Below are 22,457 nucleotides of genomic sequence, written 5' to 3'. Positions count from 1 at the left end.
CCATAATACCCCTTAACCCAATTTGAAAAAAGCCAAAGCCGCTGCATGTCAGCATCGTGCTACCCAGGAGACTTTATGAATATTGTGAGTATTTTGTTTTTAATAAGCTGGGCAACTAACTTGATAATAGAGCTAGTTCTCAATATTAAAAATCAATTACACATTGCCATACACAAGGATGCGGTACCGCAGGAATTTGCGCAAACAGTAGATTTAGCCGCTCATCAAAAAGCCGCTGATTATAGTCGTGAGAAACTTCAGCTTGCGCGGTTCATTTTATTTTTCGATGCCGCATTAATCCTAATCATGACCTTGGGTGGCGGTTTTCAAGACATCTATACTATTTGGCAGGGATTGGAACTGGCACCCATCTGGCAAGATGTTGGCTTTTTGTTATTTACCTTTTGGTTTTTGGCTTTACTCCATCTACCCTTCAGCCTAATAAGCACCTTTAAAATTGAAGCTAAGTTTGGCTTTAACCGTACCACTCCCAAACAATTTATCAGCGACCTAGTTAAACAATGGTTGCTAATGCTCATTTTAGGTTTACCTCTATTGTGGGTCATTGTTCTACTTATGAACACCTACATTGACCAAGCCTGGTGGTTAGCAGTATGGGCAGTTTGGATGATCTTTAACCTTGCGCTGCTATGGGCCTATCCAAAATGGATCGCGCCGCTATTCAATAAATTCACCCCACTTGAAGAAGGTGAAATGAAACAACGAATTGAAGCATTATTGGCACGCACCGGATTTGAATCTAATGGCATTTTTGTCATGGATGGCTCCTCCCGCTCTGGACACGGTAATGCCTACTTCACCGGCATGGGCAAAAACAAACGTATTGTATTTTTTGATACCCTGCTGGAAAAACTGAGTGTCGATGAAGTGGAAGCCGTGCTTGCACACGAGCTAGGACACTTTAAACACGGCCATATCAAAAAACGCCTCATCATGAGTGCGTTTATTAGCCTAGCAGGCCTGGCACTGCTTGGCTGGTTAGTACAGTGGCCAGCCTTTTATGCGGGTCTTGGCATGACCAGCGCTACACCCGCAGCAGCCTTATTGCTATTCGTGACAGCCGTACCCTTGATGTTCTTTTTTCTTGGCCCGATTATGGCTATTCAAAGTCGCAAAGATGAATTTGAAGCTGATGCATTTGCTGCCAAACACGTTGGCGCACAGCATTTAGTGAGCGCTTTACTAAAACTCTATCGCGATAATGCCAGCAGCCTCACACCGGATCCAAGTTACTCGGCTTATCATGACAGTCATCCGCCTGCTAAGATTCGTATTGATCATTTGAACTCTTTAACCACAACACCCAGCAATCAATAATGACAAGGAGCAACGATGAGTGGCTTACCCGATCTAGTTAATCAGCAGTGTGAAGACATCCAGCCCGGCACTAAAAGCCTGGTTATCCCAACTATAGAGAGTTATTTGAATATGCTGCCAGGCTGGGATGTCAGCCTTGACTATGCAAGCATCAACAAAACCTTTAAGTTCAAAAACTATCACCAAACCTTGGCTTTCATTAATGCCGTAGCATGGATCGCACACCAACAAGACCATCATCCTGATATTCAATTTGGCTACAACCAGTGCACTATCACGCTCAAAACCCACAGCATAAAAGGCTTAAGCCAGAATGATGTGATTATGGCTGCAAAAATCAATGCATTGCTAAATTGAAAAGCTTAGATGAGCAAACGAAAACTTAACATTCAGCAACAACGCCGAGTGAAGAAAAACCGGTTTAAGACGGCAGATCAACAGAATTCACAAGTACGGTCAGGCCTGGTTATCACCAACTTTGGCCAACGCCTACTTGTAGAAGACAAGCAAGGCACTATTTTTAACTGTGCCGTTCGTCAACACCTAGGTAAGTTGGTGGCAGGAGACCGGGTACTTTGGGAACCTGATGCTGAAGCTGGGCGTGGTATCGTCAGCGCGACTTCGCCAAGACATAGTGAACTCGCCAGACCCGGCTTTCGAGGCCAAACGCGGATGGTCGCTGCAAACATTGATGTGATTGGAATTGTTGCGCCTATCGAACCCGGCGTGCATCCTGATATGATTGATCGCTACTTGGTCGCTGCCGCGCAACTGGATATCCCAGTCGCACTGATCATTAATAAGATCGATTTATTGACCAATGACGAAGCCTGGGAAGAACTAGCCGAAACCTTACTACCTTATGATGAAATGGGCATAGACATTATCACCGTTTCCGCGCAACTAAGCGATGGACTTGATGACATTAAAGCCTTTTTAAGCCAGAAAACATCGGTTTTTGTTGGGCCATCTGGGGCAGGAAAATCATCATTAATCAATGCCCTCATACCTGACCTTGCCATTCGCACCGGCTCCTTGTCGGCAGCAACCGGCCTTGGGGTACATACCACAACCAACAGTATTTTGTATCATCTGCCTTGCGGTGGTGACATTATAGACTCACCGGGCGTTCGTCGTTTTACACCTACGCCCTGCTCACCGTCTATACTTGAAGGCTATTACCCCGACTTTTTGCCATTTTTAGGACAATGCCGTTTTGATAACTGCACCCATCAGCATGAACCAGGCTGCGCAATACGTCAAGCGGTTGATGAAGGTAACATTGCCGAAAGCCGTTTTGCCAGCTTTCAAAACCTTCGACAGGAATTTGCGGACTATTTTGATCTATCAGGCGGCCAAAAAAACCGAGATAAAATAAAGTAAACCGGCCGTTAAACCTATCACCAACACCCAAAACAGAAATACCCAAGCCAGCGGTTTGGGGTTATTAATTAACTTCAACACATACCAACTTGCAAAAGTAGCCAACATGACTAATAACCAAATTTTAATCAGCGCCACAACATCCATCCTGTAAATTTGTAAAATTGATATTCTAATTTGTTTAACAAGAAAAAAACGAGGTATTCTTAGTTTTTATCAAAACCATTACTTCACGTAAAAAACATGAACTAGCATAGGATTAAAGCGAGTTAACTTGACTCAAATACATGATTAATGTCTAATAGATAGAGGGATATCCCTAAAATTTTTTTACGTGCTTTAGGAGAGTGCAAAATGAAAAAATCAATCTTAGCTGCGACAGCTGCAGGATTAATGACTTTTGGTATGGCTGCACAAGCAGGTGATGTTGCTGCTGGTCAAGCTGCTTATTCAACCTGCATGGGTTGTCATGGTATGCAAGGTCAAGGCGGTGTAGGTCCAGCCGTTGCTGGTCGTGACGCTGGTGAATTGGCTGAGCTAATGAAAAAGTACCGTGCTGGTGAGCAAGTTGGTCCAATGACAGCTATGATGGCGCCTATGGCGGCTGGCTTGTCTGATGCAGACATTGCTAACTTGTCTGCATACATGGCTTCTTTATAAGTCATTGCCGCGAAGCCGCCCGTTTTGGGCGGTTTTAACCTTTGGAACATCGTGTTTCAGCTAAAGGCATGGAGAAAATAATGAATAAAAAAAGTATGGTTCTTGCTGTTTCATTAGGTTTAATGACTGCATCAAATGTCGCTGTCGCTCAGACGGCTGGACAACCAGCTAAGCTCAATACTTGCATTGGTTGTCACGGAGCTGATGGTAATAGTACAGTGCCCAACTTCCCGAAACTCGCTGGTCAGCACGCAGCCTATCTTGAAAAAGCGCTGAAAGACTACCGAGATGGGTTTAGACGAGATGAGTCCATGGCAGCATTTGCCCGAGGACTAACAGATGAAGAAATTCGTGACCTCGCAGAATACTACTCACAGCAGACACCGCAATAATCATTGCCAAATCCACTGTGATTAAAGCCCCTAATTGGGGCTTTTTTATAAGATCGGTTTTATCTTCATCACTATTATTATAACAATACTCGCTCAGCGCCTTCTTTTTCGACCTTAGCCACAAAATCTTTTTTCCAGTCTTTACCCATCAAGTTGTTGGCTAACTCAACCACAATATAGTCGGTTTTTAAACCGGTATCGTCTTGATAGCGATTTAAGCCCTGCTGACAGGCCGGACAAGAGGTCAGCAGCTTAACATTGCCATTCACGGCTTTCTCTTCACCGGTCAGGTCTTTAATGCCCTGCTTCAGCTCCGCTTCTTTGCGGAAACGTAACTGGTTGGCAATATCCGGCCTTGCCGTCGCAAGCGTACCGGCTTCGCTACAACAGCGATCGTTCAGCGGCACATTGATACCGGTGAGTTCAGATGCCACCTTTGTAGAATCATATTTTTTCATCGGGTCATGGCACGGCGCGTGATACATATACTGCACACCGTTAGTTGATGGCATTTTCACGCCCTTCTCCATCAGATATTCGTGAATATCCAACAAACGACAACCCGGGAAAATCTGCTCGAACTCATACTTCAACAATTGATCCATACAAGTACCACAAGACACCAACACCGTTTTAATGTCCATATAGTTCAGCGTATTAGCAACCCGATGAAATAAAGCTCGGTTTTCAGTGGTAATTTGCGCTCCCTTGGCCGCCTGCCCCGCTGCAGTTTGCGGATAACCGCAACACAAGTAACCCGGTGGCAGAATCGTTTGTGCGCCGGTTTCATACAGCATCGCCAGGGTTGCTAAACTGATGTCACTAAACAAACGCTCAGAACCACAGCCTGGGAAATAAAACACCGCTTCCGACTCTTCGGTGGTTTTCTGTGGGTCACGCAAAATTGGTACAATGGTACGATCTTCCAACGCTAATAAGGCTCGCATGGTCGGTTGATTGGGTCCGGTATCCAACGGTTTACGTACAAAATGAATCACCTGCTGCGTCACCGGTGTACTGCCGGTCGATTTAGCCGGTAGCTGGTCTTTTTTGCCCAACAATCCCGTCATCTTAGCTAGTTTATGCCCGATACGCTGCCCCAACGCACCCCAACCAATCATCGTCGTGCGCAGCAGTTTTACCAGGCCTGGTTGTCCAGTATTCAAATAGAATAAAGCCGCCTTGGTGCCCAAGCTGACTTTTTTCTTGCCCATATCGGTCAGAATCTTGCGCATCCTAATCGACACATCGCCAAAGTCGATATCGACCGGACAGGGCGCTTCACACTTATGACAGGTCGTACAATGATCAGCCACATCATTCATCGCATCAAAATGATGCAATGAAATCCCGCGACGTGTTTGTTCTTCATACAAGAAAGCTTCTATCACCTGACCGGTGGCTAGAATTTTATTCCGTGGTGAATAAAGCAAATTCGCGCGCGGAATATGGGTCTGACAGACCGGCTTACATTTACCGCAACGTAAGCAGTCCTTAATATCATTATTGAGCTGATCCAATTCACTGGCTTCAAGAATTAACGCTTCTTGCTTAACCAAGGACAAAGACGGCGTATAGGCGTTATGCAGGCCGGAACCCGGCATGAGCTTGCCTTTGTTAAAGTGACCATTCGGGTCAACTTTATGTTTGTATTCGACAAAGGCTTGGATTTTTTCCGGCGCCAGGAATTCGATTTTGGTCAGGCCAATACCATGCTCACCCGAAATCACCCCGCCTAATTCGGTCGCGAGTTTCATCACGCGTTCCACAACCGCTTCGGCTTGATGGATCATCCGATAATTATTGGAATGCACCGGAATATTGGTGTGGATATTGCCATCGCCGGCGTGCATATGCAGCGCCACAAATAAACGCGCATTGCGTATATCAAAATGCAGCTCTTTTAGCCGTTTCATCATGGGTTCAAAATCATGTCCCATAAAGGTTTGTTGCAGAAACTCCAGCACTTCTTTGCGATAGGACACCACTAAATCACGACGTAAAATCAGCTTAACCAAAGATTCATTGTCACGAATCAAGGTGCGCGCCGACTCATCCATTAAGTCTAAAAACTGCTCGGCGGGTTTGTCCAAACCGTCATAAAACGCCTGCCACTTGCGCTTTACATTCGACAAATGTGCTAGGGTGGCATCAACCTTAGTTTTAAAATAGGCTGCCGGATCCCCTTGCGAATCTTCAAAATCATCTTCAAGGGTATATTCTTTAATCTCGCCGTTAAAATACACTTCCAAGGCATCAATAATCTCGACCTTGTTTTGCAGCGACATTTCAATATTGATGCGTTCTATGCCTTCGTTGTACTCATTCAAACGCGGCAAAGGAATCACCACGTCTTCGTTGATTTTGAACGCATTGGTATGAGCCGAAATTGCGGCGGTGCGTGAACGGTCTAACCAGAAACGTTTGCGTGCTTCGGCACTGACAGCGACAAAGCCCTCGGCGTTACGTTTTTTAGCCAGTTCAACAATTTCTTGGCAGGTTTTCGCCACCTCAAAACCATTGTCACCGGCAATATCACCCAACAGAATCATCTTCGGCAATTCACGGCGGTTGGCCTTGGTGTTGTACTTGACGGCACGCACATAACGCTCGTCTAAATGTTCGAGACCGGCCAGCAATATGCCTTGCGCTTTTTTGCTTTCAATATAGTCGGTGATTTCCACAATCGCCGGCACCGCCAGGCTCAAATCCGTACCAAAGAATTCTAAACACACGGTGCGGATATGTTCCGGCATGCGATGCAAAATAAACCGTGCTGAGGTAATTAAACCGTCGCAGCCTTCTTTTTGCACACCGGGCAGACCACTCAAAAACTTGTCGGTCACATCCTTCCCCAGCCCGGCTTGACGGAAAGCCGCCCCCGGAATATCCAGGCGCTCGACTTCACCGCGCGGCGTTTTGCCGTCGGACTCATAACGATGCAGTTCAAAACTGACGGTCGCCTGGTCTTGCAGTTTGCCAAGGTTATGATTGACACGCACGACTTCTAACCAGCTGGCATCTGGCATCACCATTTTCCAGGAGGCTAAGTTATCCAGGGTGGTGCCCCACAGCACGGCTTTTTTGCCGCCGGCATTCATCGAGATATTCCCGCCAATGGTCGAAGCATCGTGTGAGGTGGGATCCACCGCAAACACCAAGCCGTTACGTTCCGCCAACTCCGTCACGCGCTTGGTGACCACTCCGGCACCGGTGCGCACCGTCGGTACTTTAACGCCGACGCCAGGCAGCTCAACCTTTTCCACCATACTGAGGAATTCAAGCTTTTCGGTGTTAATCACTGCAGTATTGGCTTCAAGCGGAATCGCACCACCCGTGTACCCCGTGCCACCGCCACGCGGAATAATCACCAAGCCCAACTCAATACAGGCAGCGACGATATCGGCGGTTTCTTGTTCGGTATCCGGGCTGATCACCACCAAGGGCAACTCTACCCGCCAGTCGGTGGCATCGGTGGCATGAGAGACGCGCGCTAAGCCACCAAAATCAACATTGTCTAATCGGGTGATTTTCTTTAAACGCTTGCTGACTTTTTGGCGCAATGATATTTGTTGCGGAAACCAAGCCTCAAATTGTTTCACGGACTCTTTAACCGCATTCAACAATGATTCTGCCAATTTATTGTTATTTAGACGCGACTCAACCTGCGTCAAGCGGTGATGCAATGCTTCAATTAAAGCGCTTCGGCGCTTGGCATTTTCTAATAGATCATCCTGAATATAGGGATTACGCGTGACAACCCACATATCCCCCAACACCTCGAACAGCATTTGCGCTGAACGACCGGTGCCGCGACTTTCACGCAGTTGCTCAATCGTTTGCCAGCCGGATTCCCCTATAAAACGCTTGACGATCTCGCGATCTGAAAACGAAGTATAGTTGTAAGGAATCTCACGAATACGCTTGTTCATAGGTTTGGACTCATTCAATTTTTCTTAACATATAAGGTTAAAAAAGCACCAGGCCTGGTGCTTTAACGTGATCTTTACGGTTATCTTTGTCTCGGCTGGTTTCGGGTCTTTTTCGATTCACGAAAACTTTGCACGCGACGCTTGCGTTGTTTCTGGCGCTCAGTTAACTGATCCTTATCGGCATCAAAGGGATTATCCCCCACCCTAAACTCAACAATAACCGGTGTACCTTCCCACTTAAACGCTTTACGAAAGGTGTTTTCTAAATAACGTTTATAAGGTGCCGGGGTTTTATCAATTTTATTGCCGTGGATAATGACCCGGGGCGGATTTAAGCCACCCAAATGGGCATAACGCATTTTTAAACGTCGCCCGCCAACCAGCGGCGGCTGATGATCCAACACCGCCTGCTCCAACACTCGGTTTAAGTCTGAGGTCGAAATTTTTTGGGTCGCGGCACGATACACACGCTTAATGGTTTTGAACAGGTCACCCACCCCACTGCCATGCAAGGCCGAAATTAAATGGGTTTTGGCATAATCCACAAACTGCAAACGAAAATCCAGTTCATGCTTAATTTTCGCACGCTGATCACTGTCGAGACCATCCCATTTATTCACGGCCAAAACCAAACCACGACCGGATTCAATCGCCAATCCCAACAGGGTTAAATCCTGATCGGTGATGCCTTCCGAGCCGTCCATCAACATCACCACCACATGCGCATCTTGCATCGCTTCAATTGCTTTGAGCACCGAAAATTTTTCAATTTTTTCCGATACTTTTTTACGACGACGCACCCCGGCGGTATCAATCAAGGTATAGGCTTGACCATCACGCTCAAACGGCACATAAATACTGTCACGTGTGGTGCCGGGCATATCAAATGCCACCACCCGATCTTCACCCAGCATACGGTTGACCAAGGTCGATTTACCGACATTCGGACGACCTATGACCGCTACCCGTATGCCGGGATGGTCGTCTAAATCAAAGCCATCATCGGCCGAATCAATCGGCAAACGCTCAATTAAATCATCGACCGCCTCGGAAACATTGTCACCGTGCGCTGACGAAATTCCAATCGGCTCGCCCAACCCCATGCCATAGAATTCAGCGGTCAATACCGCCAGATTACAGCCCTCAGTCTTATTGACCAAAAGCTGTACCGGCTTGCCATAGCTGCGGATATAGTTGGCAATCGCTTCATCAGCGGGGGTTAAGCCTGCACGGCCATCCACTAAAAAGAAAATGCCGTGAGCTTCTTCTAGCGCCTGCTGAACTTGCGAGGCCATCAAAGGATCAACCCCTTCCATCTCCCCACTCAAGCCACCGGTATCAACCACGATATAGTCACAATCACCCACCTTGCCGGTGCCATATTGACGATCGCGGGTCAGACCGGGAAAGTCGGCAACAATCGCATCACGGGTCTTGGTCAAACGATTAAATAAAGTCGATTTACCAACGTTTGGTCGCCCAACTAATGCAATGATGGGTTTAGTCATTCGTCTCTGCTTGCTTGTTTAAGGATTGAAATTTTGCAATGTCTAATTGATAGCTTATCAACTGTCCGTTACGATCTAAAATAAAATAATTGCCATTTTCAACTGCTGCAACAAGCATTTGACGTCCCCGATCCAGGTGATCAACATGACCAAATCGAGCTAATACACGACCATCAACCTCACTAAGCCAGTGAAGGTAACCAAAGCCGTCAAGAACTAATAACGCTGAATCATTGTCTAGGTCTACTTGATGGATACTGCCAGGCATTCTACCCACCAGCCCTGACTGATTCCATATTTCAGTGCCAGAGCTGGCATCCAGAGCTCTAACAATTTGATCGCTCCCAGATACAAATAGCCTATTGTCTTTAAAGGTAAAGTCTTTCGCTCCCTCTACAGGACGTGTCCATATAAAGTTACCCGTTTGAGTATTAATAGCCGCCATTCTGCCATTGTATGCCAGAGCGAATAAACGCCCTTGATCGTAAATAAGCTGTGCTTGAATATCAACCATGCGTTCGAGATCTGTACGTCCCGATGGCGTCGCTAATCGCGCTTGCCAAAGCGTTTCTCCATTTGCAAGCGAGAGTGCTTCAACAAAACCATTTTCACGACCAACAAAAACCTGGTTATTAATAACTAAGACAGGAGCCGCCCCGCGCAAAAACAAACTGGGCATTTGTGCACTAGCTACCCATAGCACTTCGCCGTTTAACTTATCTGCCGCTATTACACGCCCATCATTAGTTCGAACAATCACTTTACGACTTGTTAAGGCGGGTGTGGCCACCACTTCGCTATTTAAATGCGTTTGCCAAATAATACGCCCTGTATCAGGGTGAATATGCATTAAGCTACCCTTTGCTGTACCCACGTAAAGGCCGGTTGCATCCAATGCGGGTCCTGCAATTAACGGCGCTTCATATTTAGACTGCCACAAAACCTGATCAATATAACGAGATTGTGGCTTACGCGTGATGGCCGTTAGCAAACCTGAGCTTGCGGCAACATAAGCGCGATCATGCTCTGATAAGGTGATTGCCAAGCCACGACCATCTGCTTGAGACACTTGATTAAGATTTAAACGCCATTCTATTTTTAGCGGTGCTGTCGATACTCCTGGTAACAGAGGACCTGGCTCTGGCAAGGTATTTGGCGTACCTGAGCAACCTAAGGTAAATGCAAACAGTGCTATTAAACCTGCAAATTTTAGATTTTTCACAGCGCTAAATCATCCTTGTATAAACGTGCAATATTACGCAAATCTGTAGACGCCGAGTTATTAGCTAGCACTCTATTAAATGCATCCTGTGCTTGTTGCGCATTTCCTTGATACATGTAAACCAACGCTTGATGGTAGTCATATTGCGCTCGCGTTGCAGCCGGTAGCAACACCGATTCAACTTGATCAAGCGCCTGTTGAGCAAGCTCATAACGCTGTGCATTAATATGCAACCTAACTAATCGCATGGCTGCCGTATCCTTAAACACCTTTTCTACACGGGCGTCCATAATCCACTCTAGCGAAGCCTGTGCCTCGTCAAAGTCACCTTGCTCAATATAGTAGGTGGCTAACATCATCGCTGCCGCAGCGGAGTATGGGCTTCGAGGAAAGTCTTGCATTAAACGACGCGCCTCTCTAACCACCTCACCAAATTGGCCTGCTTGCTGGCTCACTTCTAGCATATCAAATGTCATAGAGGCTGTCTGTGCTTGACTCAATTGATTAGCTTGCCAATAACGCCAGCCAGAAAAGCTTAACACGACAATCAAAATCGCCGACAAGAGCCATGTGCCCCATTTGTCCCACCACGCTTTTAACTGATCCAACTGTTCTTGTTCTGAATTATGGCGACTCATACTTTATTTAATCCTTGTACTTATATGGGTTATCAGCTGATTCCAGGCGATTGTTTCTTGCGCCCCTTCCTCACGTAATGCTTTGACTTGCAATGTTTGACTTGCCAGCTCGCTATCGCCCAACACGAGCGCAAAGCGAGCCCCTGATTTGTCCGCTTTTTTGAATTGGCTTTTTAAACTGCCCCCACCACTATGCATGACAACACGAAGATCAGTAAAATGGTCGCGGAGACTTTCACACAACAGTGACGCAGCTGGAATAGCTTTCTCTTCAGCCACCACCATATAAATATCCGCATTCGATTTTGGTTTAAACTGTGACTCTTTCAGCAACACCATTAAACGCTCCAACCCCATTGCAAATCCGACTGCTGAGGTCGGTTGACCACCGATTTGACTCACCAAACCATCGTAACGACCGCCAGCACAAACAGTCGCTTGCGCTCCTAGCTTGTCTGTTGTCCACTCAAAAACGGTTTGATTGTAATAATCGAGTCCACGAACTAAATTCGTATTTAATCTATACGCAATACCCAAATCATCAAGCATTGAACACAACTTAGCAAAATGTTCCTGTGAAGGTGAATCAAGATGATCAATCAATTTGGGTGCGTTTAGGATAAGCTCAGCCATTGCGGGGTTTTTACTATCAAGAATACGTAATGGATTACGATCTAGCCGTCTTAAACTGTCTTCATCAAGCTGTTCAAGGTGCGCTTTAAAATAATCGGTAAGCACCTTCTTATAAGCTGATCGTGCCTCGCTACTTCCAAGTGAGTTTAGCTGCAACTCAAAATCACTAAAACCCAACTGATCCCAAAGCCTTGCTGAAATAGCGATCAACTCGGCATCGACTTCCGCTGCCGACAACCCGAATACTTCTACCCCAAACTGATTAAACTGACGGTAGCGACCTTTTTGTGGTCGTTCGTGACGGAACATCGGACCATAATAGTAAACTTTTTGGGTTTGATTGTAGAGCATGCCATTTTCGATCATTGCTCTTACGCAACCCGCCGTGCCTTCTGGACGAAGGCTTAAACTATCACCGTTGCGATCATCAAAGGTGTACATTTCTTTTTCGACAATATCCGTCACTTCGCCAATAGCACGCGAAAATAGCGCGGTTTTCTCTACCACAGGTAAAAACACAGGGTGGTAAGCATACTGGTTAAGGACTTGTTCAGCAGTACGAACAAGGTATTGCAGGATAGCCGCATCCTCTTGAATATAATCATTCATGCCGCGTATTGCGGTAAGTTTAGTTGCCATGTTGGTGAAATACTCTAGATTTGGAAAACTAATTTAAATACAGGATAAGACCAACTGCGGTGCTTGCAATTATAGACACCAAAAACAGTGCCTTAAACCATGGGAACAGCGGCTTAGACCAGTTTTCTTTTGCAATGGGTTGCAGTTCCGCTGCAATCGAATCCACATCACGGGTCTCTAATTCAAACACTTTTAAATCAAGCCCAACCTTGCTTGCATAATTTCGGACATAGCCACGTTCAAATGGCGACAGAGACGATAAATCTGTGTAAGCCTCTAAATTAGATATTTTATCAACAGACAGCTTCATAATGTCAGCCATTGCTTCTTTGGTCAGATCTTTATCTAGCCTCGCTTGAAGCAAAGCCTCTCCTAAGGTAATGTCAGCTTGCTGTAAGTTCTCTTCAGTCATATTCGTCCATACCGCCTTATTTTCTAAGACACTGCCGATTCAAAATGCACTCTGTGCAAGGTGCGTTTAGTTCTATCTTTTACTTTGCCCGCTAATTGGCCACAAGCCGCATCTATATCATCACCTCGTGTCTTGCGAATAGTGCAGTTAATGCTCGCTTCATGTAATACTCGCTGAAAACGATGAACCCTGTTATTTGAAGAGCGGAGATAAGGCGTGTTCGGAAAAGGATTAAATGGGATTAGATTAACCTTACACACTAAACCCTTTAAAAGCTTTACCAATTCATGCGCATGTTCAATCTCATCATTAACCTGGTCAAGCATTACATATTCCACGGTGATGTGTTTTTTAGCATGCCCCTCTGCCACATAACCATGTAATGCGGGCATCAAAACTTCAAGTGGATATTTTTTATTGATTGGTACCAGTTGGTCACGAAGAGGGTTATTGGGCGCATGCAATGAAATAGCTAAACTTACATCAACCTCTTCTTTAAGTTTGTCTATTGCAGGAACCACCCCGGCCGTGCTTATGGTCACGCGCCGCTTAGAGAGACCATAGGCATTATCATCCATCAAGAGTTTAGCAACGGGGAAAACATGTGTTACGTTTAGTAACGGCTCGCCCATACCCATAAACACAACATTGGTAATTTTACGGCCATCTTTTGGATTAGCGCCGAGCGCTTTATTTGCCACCCATACCTGGGCAATAATCTCCCAGTTTTCTAGGTTACGATTAAAGCCCTGCTGGGCTGTGGCACAAAATGCGCAATCTAGTGCACACCCAACCTGTGATGAAATGCATAATGTGCCGCGATCCGCTTCAGGAATAAAGACAGTTTCAATACAATTCTGTTGGTCAACTTCAATCAACCATTTGCGTGTTCCATCATCTGATAATTGCTCACTAACAATCTTAGGCGCTCTAATCCATGCCGCCTGTTTTAACTTTTCTCTTAGCGCCTTACTAAGATTTGTCATCAAATCAAAGTCACAGACGCCCATCTGATGAATCCACTTCATGACCTGTTTCGCACGGAAAGATTTCTCTCCTATCGACTCAAAAAAAGTCAATAGCGCATCATAATCCATACCGAGAAGGTCAACTTTAGTCGTCACAATGCTGGGAGACTGATCCAATGATTCAAATGGCATATTGCTTCAGTCCTATTCCTGATGACTGGCAAAGAAAAAATTAATTTCTCGCACTGCGCTTTCGTGACTATCAGAACCGTGAACACAATTCAAACGGGTTGACTCTGCATGGTCTGCTCTAATTGTACCAGGCTCTGCCAAATCGGGGTTGGTTGACCCCATCAGCTGCCTGTTACGCTTTATAGCGTCCTGCCCCTCTAGTATCATTACCACTGATGGCCCCGATGTCATAAAGTCAACTAGCGGCTGATAAAAATCTCGGCCATGGTGCTCTGCATAGAATGATTCTGCTTGCGAGAGCGTTAAGGTCATCATTTGTAACTTGACTGGGTAAAGTCCCGCTTTCTCAAAGCGCACAAGAATGTCGCCGATCAGGTGTTTTTTAACCGCATCGGGCTTTATGATTGAAAGCGTTTGCTCCATTATGCTTAAACCTAAAATAGAATAAAAATGTACTCTATATTAACAAGTTTTTACTGGTTTTTACAGCAATGGTATCACTTTGACAAAAAACAAGAATGCTATCGCTCAAAAAGCTAAACACTAAAAGACTCACCGCAACCACACTCATCCTTAACATTAGGGTTGCGAAACTCAAATCCTTCGTTTAGAAGACTTTCCTTGACATAATCCACCTCCATGCCATCAATCGCTGGCAGGCTTTTTGCGTCGACATAGACATCTACACCGTAGTGGGTAAAAACCTGATCACTCGAACCCGGCTCATCAACATAATCCACAACATACGCAAAACCGGTGCAACCACTTTTTTTAATACCAAGACGAAGGCCAATGCCTGATCCACGCTTCTCGATCATTGTTTTAACGCGCTGCGCAGCCGCAGCTGTAAGACTTACCGCCATGCCAGCTCCTAATTAATTGAATTAACCGCAATTTTAAATGACTTCGATGCTTGATGTTGATCGAAAAGTGACTGTAATGTCACCTCAGCTAAAAAGTCGCCAATCATCTCACTTAAGTCTTCCCACAAATGATGTGAAAGACACTGTTGACCGTTCTGACAGTTAGATTTACCGCCACATCGCCGCACATCAATTTCTTCGTCAACAGCATCTATAACCTGTCGAATTGAAATAGTGCCGGCTGCACGACTGAGTCGATAGCCTCCACCTGGACCTCTTGCAGACACAACTAAGTCTGCTTTTTTTAATTTAGCAAATAACTGCTCTAAATAAGACAGCGAAATTGATTGACGCTCCGATATCATCGCCAAGGTTACCGAGCCTTGATCTTGGTATAGTGCTATATCAATCATTGCTGTTACAGCATATCGCCCTTTCGAGGTAAGCTTCATACCTAGCCTTCAAGATTAAAATTTATAAGCTAATAGTATAATAACCTAGCGATTTACTCAACTATTGTAATCTTTTGTCTTAAGATGCGAAGCTTGCTCTGGGTCATCTGGCTCCAGTACGGCTTCAGCCAAATCCGGCATGGCCAAATCAACCGCTTCACCACCTAGCTTTTGCACCTGATGAGATAAAAGTGCAATTTTTTCATCTTGCGCCTGAATATGATCTAATAAGCTATAGATGGCTTTTTCAATTGGGTCATCACCATTAGCGGTTATACCATACGCATCAAAACCAATTTTTTCCGCCATTTTGGCTCGCTTATGTTCGGCATCAGACTTTTTCTTAACCACACGCCCAGGAATGCCGACAACGGTTTTTGAACCAGGCACATTTTTTACCACAACCGCATTAGAACCAATTCGCGCATCATCGCCAATCATAATTGGCCCCAATATTTTTGCACCGGCGCCAACCACCACACGCTCACCTAGTGTAGGATGTCGCTTACCTTCTTGCCATGATGTACCACCAAGCGTTACACCATGATATAAAGTACAATCATCACCCACCTCTGCTGTTTCACCAATGACTACGCCCATACCATGATCAATAAACACCCGCCGACCAATGCTGGCGGCAGGATGAATCTCGACACCTGTAAACCATCTTGCAACGGTTGCTAGCCAGCGCGCCAACCACTTCAAACCTTTTTGCCATAACCAATGAGCTACACGATACCAAATTATGGCGTGCACACCAGGGTAGGTCGTGAGTACATCCCATAAATTTCGTGCAGCAGGATCACGACTAAAAACACATTGAACATCCTCTCGCAACAACTTAAACATTGACGCTCCTATTTAATTTTGAGCTTTTTTGGTAGCGGCGGCTAACACACCCCGTAAAATCGTTACCTCTTTTGCATCTAGCTGTGCACGATTAAAAAGACGGCGCATACGACGCATAAACCGCTCATGCTTATCTGGATCAAGATATTCAATCACCGCTAGTGCTTGCTCAAGGTGCGCATAAAAACCTTCCATCTGAGCATGAGTTGCGGCATCAAAACGATAACCCAAACCGCCTGGCATGCTTGGTTTACAAGCCATACGACACTCATAGGTAAATACCTGAACCGCCGCAGCTAAATTTAAGGAGCTATAGTCTGGGTTAGAGGCGATATGCCCTAATATATGACACTGATCCAACTCCTCATTGGTTAAACCCGAATCTTCGCGACCAAATACCAGCGCCACACGCCCATCTTGTGCTGCTTTAACACTATGCTCACCCACGTCTCGGGCTGATAATTGCGGCCAAGAGACTTTTCTTAGACGAGCACTGGCACCAATAACCTGATGGCAATCATGTAAGGCTTCAGCTAGGCTTGAAACCACGTTTGCCTGATCTAAAATATCCGCTGCCCCCGAAGCACGGGCTGAAGCCTCATAAGAGGGAAACTGGCTTGGATTAACTAAGACGAGATCACTTAACCCCATATTTTTCATTGCACGTGCAACCGCTCCAATGTTACCAGGGTGGGACGTAGCCACCAACACTACACGAATTGAACCTAGTGGCGCAAACTGATCCTGCATACTTACCTGCTAAATAGTTTATAATTAAAATTAATATTTTAACATTTGGCACAAGCCAAGGGTTATTCTGCCTACTCTTTTAAAATTTGGACTCTCATAAGCTATGCACCCAATATTAAATGTAGCCATGATGGCTGCGCGTGAAGCCGGTGACATCATCATGAAATATGCTCAAGATGTCGACCGCCTCGAAATAACTGAAAAAGACCGAAACAACTATGTCACACAGGTTGATCAACTGGCGGAGCGAGCCATCATCAAAACAATCAAAAAATACTACCCAGATCACGCGATCTTGGGCGAGGAAACTGGCCACAACCAGGCCGACTCCCCCATTCAATGGATTATCGACCCGCTTGATGGCACCACAAATTACCTACACCAATTCCCACAGTACAGTATCTCTATTGCGGTGACCGAAAAAGGCAACCTACAACATGGCGTCGTCTTCGATCCACTTAGAGACGAAATGTTCAGCGCATCAAAGGGTCAGGGTGCCAAACTCAACAATCGCCGGATTCGAGTAACAGAGCAAAAACATCTAACCAACACCCTGTTAGCCACCGGTTTCCCATACTATCAGTTTGACTATATCGATGATTATCTCGCTACATTAAAGTTCTTTATGTCTGAAACAGCAGGCATTCGACGTGCTGGCTCAGCGGCATTAGACTTAGCCTATGTAGCATGCGGACGTGTTGATGGCTACTGGGAGTTTAACTTAAAACCTTGGGATATTGCCGCTGGCATTCTATTAGTCCAAGAAGCAGGTGGACGCTGTTGTGATTTTGCTGGAGGAAACAACCAACTAGTCTCTGGCAACATACTAGCAGGGAACCCCAAACTACTTAAACACCTTGCCTTGGGCATTAGCCAACACATCCGCCCCGAACTTAAACGCTAAAAATCTCGCGACATTAATAAGGCATCCTCTCGGGTGCCACGCGTAGACTGATAGTAACCCTTGCGAATGCCGTCTGAGCAAAAGCCAAGTTTGCGATAGAGTTTTTGAGCAACCTTATTTGATTGACGTACTTCCAAAAAAATTTTTCGTATAGGCTCTTGGTTAACCGCGGCACACAGTTGCATAATCAAGGCCGTCGCTATACCTTGCCCCCGACAAGTCTGAGCAACACTTAAATTTAGAATATGCAACTCATCCAATATTACACTGGCACACACAAAGCCTACTAGCTCTGTTTCACGGTAGACCACCCAGTTCCCCTGACGGTTACTCAATGACAGCTCAAACGAGCGCAGACTCCAAGGCATTAGCGCATTTTTTTGCTCAAGCTCAACAACTGAAACCAAGTCAGATGCCACCATTGCAGTGAGTTTCATTCCAACCGGAAGCTTAACTGGACGTGTCAAGTCAATGTAGGTCATCTTTTAGAGGCCCGATCAAGCAAGCAGTTTCAGGGCCACTAACGCACTATAGCAGCGTTGCTTAGCAGCGGGGCTATCACGTAAATCTTCTAGACTAGGCAACACAACCACATCCATTCCCTCACTAAGCAGCTCTGTAATCAACTCATGCTGACCAAACAACAAGACCAACTCAGGATCTAGCTCTATCAAACGATCTAACAACTCATAACCACGTTCATAATCATCAATCCCTTTTAAACCCACTTGTATTTGCAGTGTCTTAGTAAAATGCACGCGGGTGACATCGCTCCAAAGCCGATCCACACCCGCTTCAACAAGTGCATCTTGATTAAGCAGGCCTGCTGCATCATTACCAAAGCCAGCCAACAAAACAACCGGTTGCTTAATAAAAGAGGTAGGGGTTTCTAGTTTATTCACACGCGGCTCAGTAGATAAGTTTAGCGGATTAGAGGCAAGTGGCGACCATAGGGTAATCCCTAGCTCGCGCCACATCGCATGATGTTCGGAAAAATTAATCACCGACAAGGATTACCCATTAAGTTAAACGGTTTCTTGGCGCTGAGGGTGAGCCTTAATTGCTGCATCAGAAAATTTATTAAGTGCATTAATATAGGCTTTAGCTGATGCGGTCACAATATCAGTATCTGACCCCTGGCCATTTACAATGCGACCAGCCTTCTCAAGACGAACAGAGGTCTCACCCAAAGAATCTGTACCGTTAGTAACATTACTCACTGAATATAACTCTAGACTCGTTTGCGAGTTAACAATCTGCTCGATCGCTTTAAAGGTAGCATCTACAACACCACTACCTACTTCACTGGCTGTCACTTCTTGACCATCAACCGACAGTGTAACAGTCGCACTGGGTTGCTCACCCATCTCTGTAGACACCTTTAGCGCAACTAATCGCAAAGACTCATTTTCAACGCGCTCAATATTGACCTCAGTAACCAATGCTTGCAAATCTTCGTCATAGATTTCATGCTTACGGTCTGCTAACTCCTTAAAACGTACAAAAGCGTCGTTTAGCTGTTGCTCAGTTTCAAACTCAATGCCTAACTCTTGCAGACGTGTTTTAAAGGCATTGCGGCCCGAGTGCTTGCCCAGCACCATTTTATTGGTGCTCCAACCCACGTCTTCAGCGCGCATAATCTCATAAGTTTCACGATGTTTAAGCACACCATCTTGGTGAATACCCGATTCATGCGCGAAAGCATTGGCACCCACAATAGCTTTATTCGGTTGCACGCTAAAGCCGGTAATATTCGAGACTAAGCGCGATGCTGTCAAAATCTCTGGCGTTTGAATGCGCGTGTCTACGGCAAAATAGTCTTGGCGCGTTCTAACCGCCATAACCAACTCTTCTAGTGCCGTATTACCAGCACGCTCACCCAAACCATTGATAGTACACTCAACCTGGCGCGCACCGTTCGTTACCGCAGCAAGCGAGTTGGCAACGGCCAACCCCAAGTCATTGTGACAGTGCGCTGAGAAAACAGCCTTATCCGCATTGGGTATCCGCTCTATTAACTGCTTAAACAGATAACCAAACTGCTCCGGCACGTTATAGCCCACTGTATCAGGGATGTTAATTGTGGTGGCACCGGCATCAATGGCTGCCTCAATAACCCGACATAAAAAATCCAATTCCGAGCGCCCAGCATCTTCAGGCGAGAACTCCACATTGTCAGTAAAATCACGCGCACGTTTTACCGCCCATACCGCTCTTTCAACGACTTGGTCTGGCGTCATACGTAGTTTCATTTCCATATGAATAGGCGAGGTTGCTATAAAGGTATGAATACGCCCTGAATTGGCCGGCGCTATCGCTTGACCCGCTCTAACAATATCCTGCTCAACAGCACGCGCTAACCCACATACTGTACTATCTTTAATTACCTTTGCTACTGCTTGCACCGAGTCAAAGTCACCCTGACTTGCAGCAGGGAAGCCAGCTTCAATGACATCTACACGCATTTTTTCTAATTGTTTAGCAATACGCACCTTTTCTTCTTTGGTCATTGATGCACCCGGACTTTGCTCGCCGTCACGCAAAGTTGTATCAAAAATAACTAAATGATCTTTCATCGCTCGTCTCTATACTTATTTAATTATGTCTAAAATTTTAACGCGGCAAAACCACTGTCATATATCAGTCGCGCTCAGATTTATGGCGTTTACGTCCTTCACGCGTTTTACGTATCGTAACCAATGTCATTACGGGGCCTGACACTGCGTACAACAGTGCTAAACCGAATAAAAAAACCGATGGCTTAATGGTAATTATGACAAATACCGTCACAATGACTAACAAGGTTACAAAAGGCACTTTATCCTTCAGGTTAAACTCTTTGAAGCTGCTGTAGCGAACATTGCTTACCATCAGCACCCCTGCTAAAAAAGTTAACAATAATGCAATCCACCCCAAACCATCAAAACTCAGGTCATTTGCCTCGACCATCCATACCAGGCCTGCAAGCACTGCAGCGGCCGCTGGGCTCGCTAAACCTTGAAAGTAGCGCTTATCTGCTATCCCAACTTGGGTATTAAAACGAGCCAACCTTAGTGCTGCACCAGCAACAAATACAAAAGCAACAATCCAGCCCAATTTACCCAAGTCATAAAGCACCCACTGATACATGAGCAATGCGGGCGCTACGCCAAATGACACCATATCGGCAAGACTGTCATATTCTGCGCCAAAGGCGCTGGAGGAGTTAGTCATACGTGCGATACGACCATCAAGGCCATCGAAAACCATCGCCACAAAAAGTGCAATGGCGCCGTGCATAAACTGGCCATGCATACCAGCAATGATAGCGTAAAATCCTGCAAATAATGCAAGCGTGGTAATTAAATTGGGTAACCAATAAATACCGCGTTCAGTTTTACCTTGCCCCGAGGACTTTTGCATAAATTTCCTTAAATTTCTTCACCACGTCCGACACCAAAATAACGAAAGCCTTGCGAGGCAATCATTTCAGGGTCATAAATATTACGGCCATCAAATATCACGGGTTGATTCATCAGCTGCTTCATTTGCGCATAATCAGGACTCCAAAAGCGCTTCCACTCAGTCATAATAACTAACGCATCCACGCTATCTAAAGCCGCATACATATTATCCACTAACTCTACCTGCTCCGCACCCTGCCAATGCATTGCAAAATCAGTCATCGCTTTTGGATCGTAAGCCTTAATGTGTGCACCTTGAGCACAGAAAGCCTCAATCGCTTTGACGCTTGGCGCATTTTCTACTGTCGCTGTATTAGGTTTAAAAGAAAGACCCCAAACGCCAATTTTAATACCGCGCAAATCATTATTAAAAAAGCGCCAAGCCTTGCGAAACAACACTTCTTTTTGTGTTTCGTTGTTTGATAAGACCGTCTTTAATAAATCGGCATCATAGCCCATTGATTGCAGATTTGCGACTAATGAACGCACATCTGCTGCAAAGCTGGGGCCACCAAAACCACAGCCTGGATAAAGATAATTAAATCCAATTCGGTGATCCGACCCTAGACCCTGCCTCACCTCTTCAAAGTCAATATTAAAGTGTTCAGCATTATTCGCCAGCTCGTTAACCAAACTAATCCGTGTTGCTAACAACGCATTAACAGCATATTTGGTGTACTCTGCTGCACGCGTAGTCATTACCTTAATTTGATCCGTTACGCGATTAAATGGACGCAACAAGTCTCGCATTAACCGAATACTGCTATCACTCGATGAACCCAATACAATCCGGTCTGGCCGCATAAAATTATTTATGGCGGACCCCTCACTTAAAAAGTCAGGCATGGCCACAACGGCAACATTGCACACCTCTCCGCGCTCAGCTAATGCCAGTTTTAGTTTGGCCTCAAAACGGTCGGCTGTGCCCACTGGAAAGGTGCTTTGATTCACGACGACTAAATCTTTACGTACCTTGTTACCAATTAATTCAATCAGGGCTTCTGCGCGATCCATTCGCCAAGATGGCGTTGCAACAATCAACACCTCAGCATGCGCAAGACCCTTTTCCCAGTCTGCTTCAAAGCTCAAGCGCCCTTCTGCCTGTTGCTGCGCTAACATATTGTCCAAACCAGGTTCTTCTCGTGGCAACACCCCTGCCTTTAAGTCCTCAACCTTCACAAAACCAACGGGGAGCGCCATAACTTGATTACCTACTTGGGCTAAAGCTCCCGCCGTTACCAGGCCTGTTAATTCACATCCATATACCGCTACTTTCATA

The 22,457-nt window shown here is 45.7% G+C and carries 24 protein-coding genes; 6 read left to right on the top strand and 18 right to left on the bottom strand.

What is annotated here, in order from left to right; genetic code table 11:
• Nucleotides 1-75 precede the first annotated feature (75 nt).
• From BM293_RS09470 to rsgA, 3 genes are read left to right on the top strand one after another with little or no spacing between them, the layout of a single operon-like run.
• Nucleotides 76-1,338 (top strand): M48 family metallopeptidase, encoded by a 1,263-nt coding sequence (locus BM293_RS09470; protein WP_093448876.1) that lies wholly within the window; start codon nt 76-78, stop codon nt 1,336-1,338.
• 15 nt (nt 1,339-1,353) lie between these two features.
• Nucleotides 1,354-1,695 (top strand): 4a-hydroxytetrahydrobiopterin dehydratase, encoded by a 342-nt coding sequence (locus BM293_RS09465; protein WP_093448874.1) that lies wholly within the window; start codon nt 1,354-1,356, stop codon nt 1,693-1,695.
• Nucleotides 1,696-1,704: 9 nt separating this feature from the next.
• On the top strand, nt 1,705-2,721 hold the full coding sequence (rsgA, locus tag BM293_RS09460) for a ribosome small subunit-dependent GTPase A (protein ID WP_093448871.1): 1,017 nt from the start codon (nt 1,705-1,707) through the stop codon (nt 2,719-2,721).
• Here rsgA and BM293_RS10300 read toward each other — a convergent pair.
• Complete coding sequence (locus BM293_RS10300) at nt 2,686-2,868, bottom strand: hypothetical protein (RefSeq protein WP_234968974.1); 183 nt, start codon at nt 2,866-2,868, stop codon at nt 2,686-2,688. The two genes, rsgA and BM293_RS10300, sit on opposite strands and share 36 nt — an antisense overlap.
• A 207-nt stretch (nt 2,869-3,075) precedes the next feature.
• Here BM293_RS10300 and BM293_RS09455 point away from each other — a divergent pair, with 207 nt between their 5' ends.
• Nucleotides 3,076-3,381: a c-type cytochrome gene (locus tag BM293_RS09455; RefSeq protein WP_093448868.1), complete on the top strand. Its 306-nt coding sequence runs from the start codon at nt 3,076-3,078 to the stop codon at nt 3,379-3,381.
• An 80-nt stretch (nt 3,382-3,461) separates the two neighbouring features.
• The gene (locus BM293_RS09450) at nt 3,462-3,773 is read left to right on the top strand and encodes a c-type cytochrome (protein WP_093448865.1); all 312 of its coding nucleotides are present in this window, start codon (nt 3,462-3,464) and stop codon (nt 3,771-3,773) included.
• Between the two features lie 77 nt (nt 3,774-3,850).
• On the opposite strand, the gene BM293_RS09445 is transcribed toward BM293_RS09450, so the two are convergent.
• The 12 genes from BM293_RS09445 to BM293_RS09390 form a co-directional block, all read right to left on the bottom strand.
• Nucleotides 3,851-7,705: a DUF3683 domain-containing protein gene (locus BM293_RS09445; protein ID WP_093448862.1), complete on the bottom strand. Its 3,855-nt coding sequence runs from the start codon at nt 7,703-7,705 to the stop codon at nt 3,851-3,853.
• An 80-nt stretch (nt 7,706-7,785) separates the two neighbouring features.
• Complete coding sequence (der, locus tag BM293_RS09440) at nt 7,786-9,213, bottom strand: ribosome biogenesis GTPase Der (RefSeq protein WP_093448860.1); 1,428 nt, start codon at nt 9,211-9,213, stop codon at nt 7,786-7,788.
• Complete coding sequence (locus BM293_RS09435) at nt 9,206-10,435, bottom strand: PQQ-binding-like beta-propeller repeat protein (protein WP_093448857.1); 1,230 nt, start codon at nt 10,433-10,435, stop codon at nt 9,206-9,208. Before BM293_RS09435 ends, der begins: the two co-directional genes overlap by 8 nt.
• Complete coding sequence (locus tag BM293_RS09430; RefSeq protein ID WP_093448854.1) at nt 10,432-11,073, bottom strand: YfgM family protein; 642 nt, start codon at nt 11,071-11,073, stop codon at nt 10,432-10,434. The genes BM293_RS09435 and BM293_RS09430 overlap by 4 nt, the downstream gene beginning before the upstream one ends.
• A gap of 3 nt (nt 11,074-11,076) precedes the next feature.
• Nucleotides 11,077-12,345 (bottom strand): histidine--tRNA ligase, encoded by a 1,269-nt coding sequence (gene hisS / locus BM293_RS09425; protein WP_093448851.1) that lies wholly within the window; start codon nt 12,343-12,345, stop codon nt 11,077-11,079.
• Between the two features lie 28 nt (nt 12,346-12,373).
• On the bottom strand, nt 12,374-12,757 hold the full coding sequence (locus BM293_RS09420; protein ID WP_093448849.1) for a helix-turn-helix domain-containing protein: 384 nt from the start codon (nt 12,755-12,757) through the stop codon (nt 12,374-12,376).
• Nucleotides 12,758-12,780: 23 nt separating this feature from the next.
• The gene (rlmN, locus tag BM293_RS09415) at nt 12,781-13,917 is read right to left on the bottom strand and encodes a dual-specificity RNA methyltransferase RlmN (RefSeq protein ID WP_093448846.1); all 1,137 of its coding nucleotides are present in this window, start codon (nt 13,915-13,917) and stop codon (nt 12,781-12,783) included.
• A 12-nt stretch (nt 13,918-13,929) separates the two neighbouring features.
• Nucleotides 13,930-14,340, bottom strand: coding sequence for a nucleoside-diphosphate kinase (ndk, locus tag BM293_RS09410; RefSeq protein WP_093448843.1), 411 nt, complete (start codon nt 14,338-14,340; stop codon nt 13,930-13,932).
• A 113-nt stretch (nt 14,341-14,453) separates the two neighbouring features.
• Nucleotides 14,454-14,780, bottom strand: a complete 327-nt coding sequence (locus tag BM293_RS09405) for a HesB/IscA family protein (RefSeq protein WP_093448841.1) — start codon at nt 14,778-14,780, stop codon at nt 14,454-14,456.
• 8 nt (nt 14,781-14,788) lie between these two features.
• A complete protein-coding gene (locus BM293_RS09400; RefSeq protein ID WP_093448838.1) occupies nt 14,789-15,232 on the bottom strand; it encodes an Rrf2 family transcriptional regulator in 444 nt (147 codons plus the stop codon).
• 57 nt (nt 15,233-15,289) lie between these two features.
• Nucleotides 15,290-16,081, bottom strand: a complete 792-nt coding sequence (cysE, locus tag BM293_RS09395; RefSeq protein WP_093448835.1) for a serine O-acetyltransferase — start codon at nt 16,079-16,081, stop codon at nt 15,290-15,292.
• Nucleotides 16,082-16,093: 12 nt separating this feature from the next.
• On the bottom strand, nt 16,094-16,831 hold the full coding sequence (locus BM293_RS09390; protein WP_093448831.1) for an RNA methyltransferase: 738 nt from the start codon (nt 16,829-16,831) through the stop codon (nt 16,094-16,096).
• A 103-nt stretch (nt 16,832-16,934) separates the two neighbouring features.
• Here BM293_RS09390 and BM293_RS09385 point away from each other — a divergent pair, with 103 nt between their 5' ends.
• Nucleotides 16,935-17,735, top strand: coding sequence for an inositol monophosphatase family protein (locus tag BM293_RS09385; RefSeq protein WP_093448828.1), 801 nt, complete (start codon nt 16,935-16,937; stop codon nt 17,733-17,735).
• Here BM293_RS09385 and rimI read toward each other — a convergent pair.
• The 5 genes from rimI to BM293_RS09360 all read right to left on the bottom strand — a co-directional run bounded on the left by rimI (nt 17,732) and on the right by BM293_RS09360 (nt 22,456).
• Nucleotides 17,732-18,217: a ribosomal protein S18-alanine N-acetyltransferase gene (gene rimI, locus BM293_RS09380; protein ID WP_093448826.1), complete on the bottom strand. Its 486-nt coding sequence runs from the start codon at nt 18,215-18,217 to the stop codon at nt 17,732-17,734. The two genes, BM293_RS09385 and rimI, sit on opposite strands and share 4 nt — an antisense overlap.
• A 15-nt stretch (nt 18,218-18,232) precedes the next feature.
• Nucleotides 18,233-18,739: a hypothetical protein gene (locus tag BM293_RS09375; protein WP_234968977.1), complete on the bottom strand. Its 507-nt coding sequence runs from the start codon at nt 18,737-18,739 to the stop codon at nt 18,233-18,235.
• 21 nt (nt 18,740-18,760) lie between these two features.
• Complete coding sequence (locus tag BM293_RS09370) at nt 18,761-20,311, bottom strand: 2-isopropylmalate synthase (RefSeq protein WP_093448820.1); 1,551 nt, start codon at nt 20,309-20,311, stop codon at nt 18,761-18,763.
• Between the two features lie 64 nt (nt 20,312-20,375).
• The gene (gene pssA / locus BM293_RS09365) at nt 20,376-21,137 is read right to left on the bottom strand and encodes a CDP-diacylglycerol--serine O-phosphatidyltransferase (RefSeq protein WP_093448818.1); all 762 of its coding nucleotides are present in this window, start codon (nt 21,135-21,137) and stop codon (nt 20,376-20,378) included.
• 8 nt (nt 21,138-21,145) lie between these two features.
• Complete coding sequence (locus BM293_RS09360) at nt 21,146-22,456, bottom strand: UDP-glucose dehydrogenase family protein (protein ID WP_093448815.1); 1,311 nt, start codon at nt 22,454-22,456, stop codon at nt 21,146-21,148.
• Nucleotide 22,457: the final 1 nt, after the last annotated feature.

The organism is Thiomicrospira sp. ALE5 (assembly GCF_900112445.1).
Classification (GTDB): Bacteria; Pseudomonadota; Gammaproteobacteria; order Thiomicrospirales; family Thiomicrospiraceae; genus Thiomicrospira.
The sequence above is the reverse complement of the archived record's forward strand: the minus strand, read 5'-3'. Positions and strand labels throughout refer to the sequence as shown.

Excerpts from the sequence above, each read along its gene's own strand:
- der (WP_093448860.1), bottom strand. The coding sequence starts at position 9,213 with ATGACTAAACCCATCATTGCATTAGTTGGGCGACCAAACGTTGGTAAA.
- BM293_RS09390 (WP_093448831.1), bottom strand. The coding sequence starts at position 16,831 with ATGCAGGATCAGTTTGCGCCACTAGGTTCAATTCGTGTAGTGTTGGTG.
- rimI (WP_093448826.1), bottom strand. The coding sequence starts at position 18,217 with ATGACCTACATTGACTTGACACGTCCAGTTAAGCTTCCGGTTGGAATG.
- BM293_RS09455 (WP_093448868.1), top strand. The coding sequence starts at position 3,076 with ATGAAAAAATCAATCTTAGCTGCGACAGCTGCAGGATTAATGACTTTT.
- cysE (WP_093448835.1), bottom strand. The coding sequence starts at position 16,081 with ATGTTTAAGTTGTTGCGAGAGGATGTTCAATGTGTTTTTAGTCGTGAT.
- BM293_RS10300 (WP_234968974.1), bottom strand. The coding sequence starts at position 2,868 with ATGGATGTTGTGGCGCTGATTAAAATTTGGTTATTAGTCATGTTGGCT.
- pssA (WP_093448818.1), bottom strand. The coding sequence starts at position 21,137 with ATGCAAAAGTCCTCGGGGCAAGGTAAAACTGAACGCGGTATTTATTGG.
- BM293_RS09445 (WP_093448862.1), bottom strand. The coding sequence starts at position 7,705 with ATGAACAAGCGTATTCGTGAGATTCCTTACAACTATACTTCGTTTTCA.
- BM293_RS09420 (WP_093448849.1), bottom strand. The coding sequence starts at position 12,757 with ATGACTGAAGAGAACTTACAGCAAGCTGACATTACCTTAGGAGAGGCT.
- rsgA (WP_093448871.1), top strand. The coding sequence starts at position 1,705 with ATGAGCAAACGAAAACTTAACATTCAGCAACAACGCCGAGTGAAGAAA.
- BM293_RS09400 (WP_093448838.1), bottom strand. The coding sequence starts at position 15,232 with ATGAAGCTTACCTCGAAAGGGCGATATGCTGTAACAGCAATGATTGAT.
- BM293_RS09430 (WP_093448854.1), bottom strand. The coding sequence starts at position 11,073 with ATGAGTCGCCATAATTCAGAACAAGAACAGTTGGATCAGTTAAAAGCG.
- rlmN (WP_093448846.1), bottom strand. The coding sequence starts at position 13,917 with ATGCCATTTGAATCATTGGATCAGTCTCCCAGCATTGTGACGACTAAA.
- BM293_RS09360 (WP_093448815.1), bottom strand. The coding sequence starts at position 22,456 with ATGAAAGTAGCGGTATATGGATGTGAATTAACAGGCCTGGTAACGGCG.
- BM293_RS09370 (WP_093448820.1), bottom strand. The coding sequence starts at position 20,311 with ATGAAAGATCATTTAGTTATTTTTGATACAACTTTGCGTGACGGCGAG.
- BM293_RS09405 (WP_093448841.1), bottom strand. The coding sequence starts at position 14,780 with ATGGCGGTAAGTCTTACAGCTGCGGCTGCGCAGCGCGTTAAAACAATG.
- BM293_RS09465 (WP_093448874.1), top strand. The coding sequence starts at position 1,354 with ATGAGTGGCTTACCCGATCTAGTTAATCAGCAGTGTGAAGACATCCAG.
- BM293_RS09450 (WP_093448865.1), top strand. The coding sequence starts at position 3,462 with ATGAATAAAAAAAGTATGGTTCTTGCTGTTTCATTAGGTTTAATGACT.
- hisS (WP_093448851.1), bottom strand. The coding sequence starts at position 12,345 with ATGGCAACTAAACTTACCGCAATACGCGGCATGAATGATTATATTCAA.
- BM293_RS09385 (WP_093448828.1), top strand. The coding sequence starts at position 16,935 with ATGCACCCAATATTAAATGTAGCCATGATGGCTGCGCGTGAAGCCGGT.
- ndk (WP_093448843.1), bottom strand. The coding sequence starts at position 14,340 with ATGGAGCAAACGCTTTCAATCATAAAGCCCGATGCGGTTAAAAAACAC.
- BM293_RS09470 (WP_093448876.1), top strand. The coding sequence starts at position 76 with ATGAATATTGTGAGTATTTTGTTTTTAATAAGCTGGGCAACTAACTTG.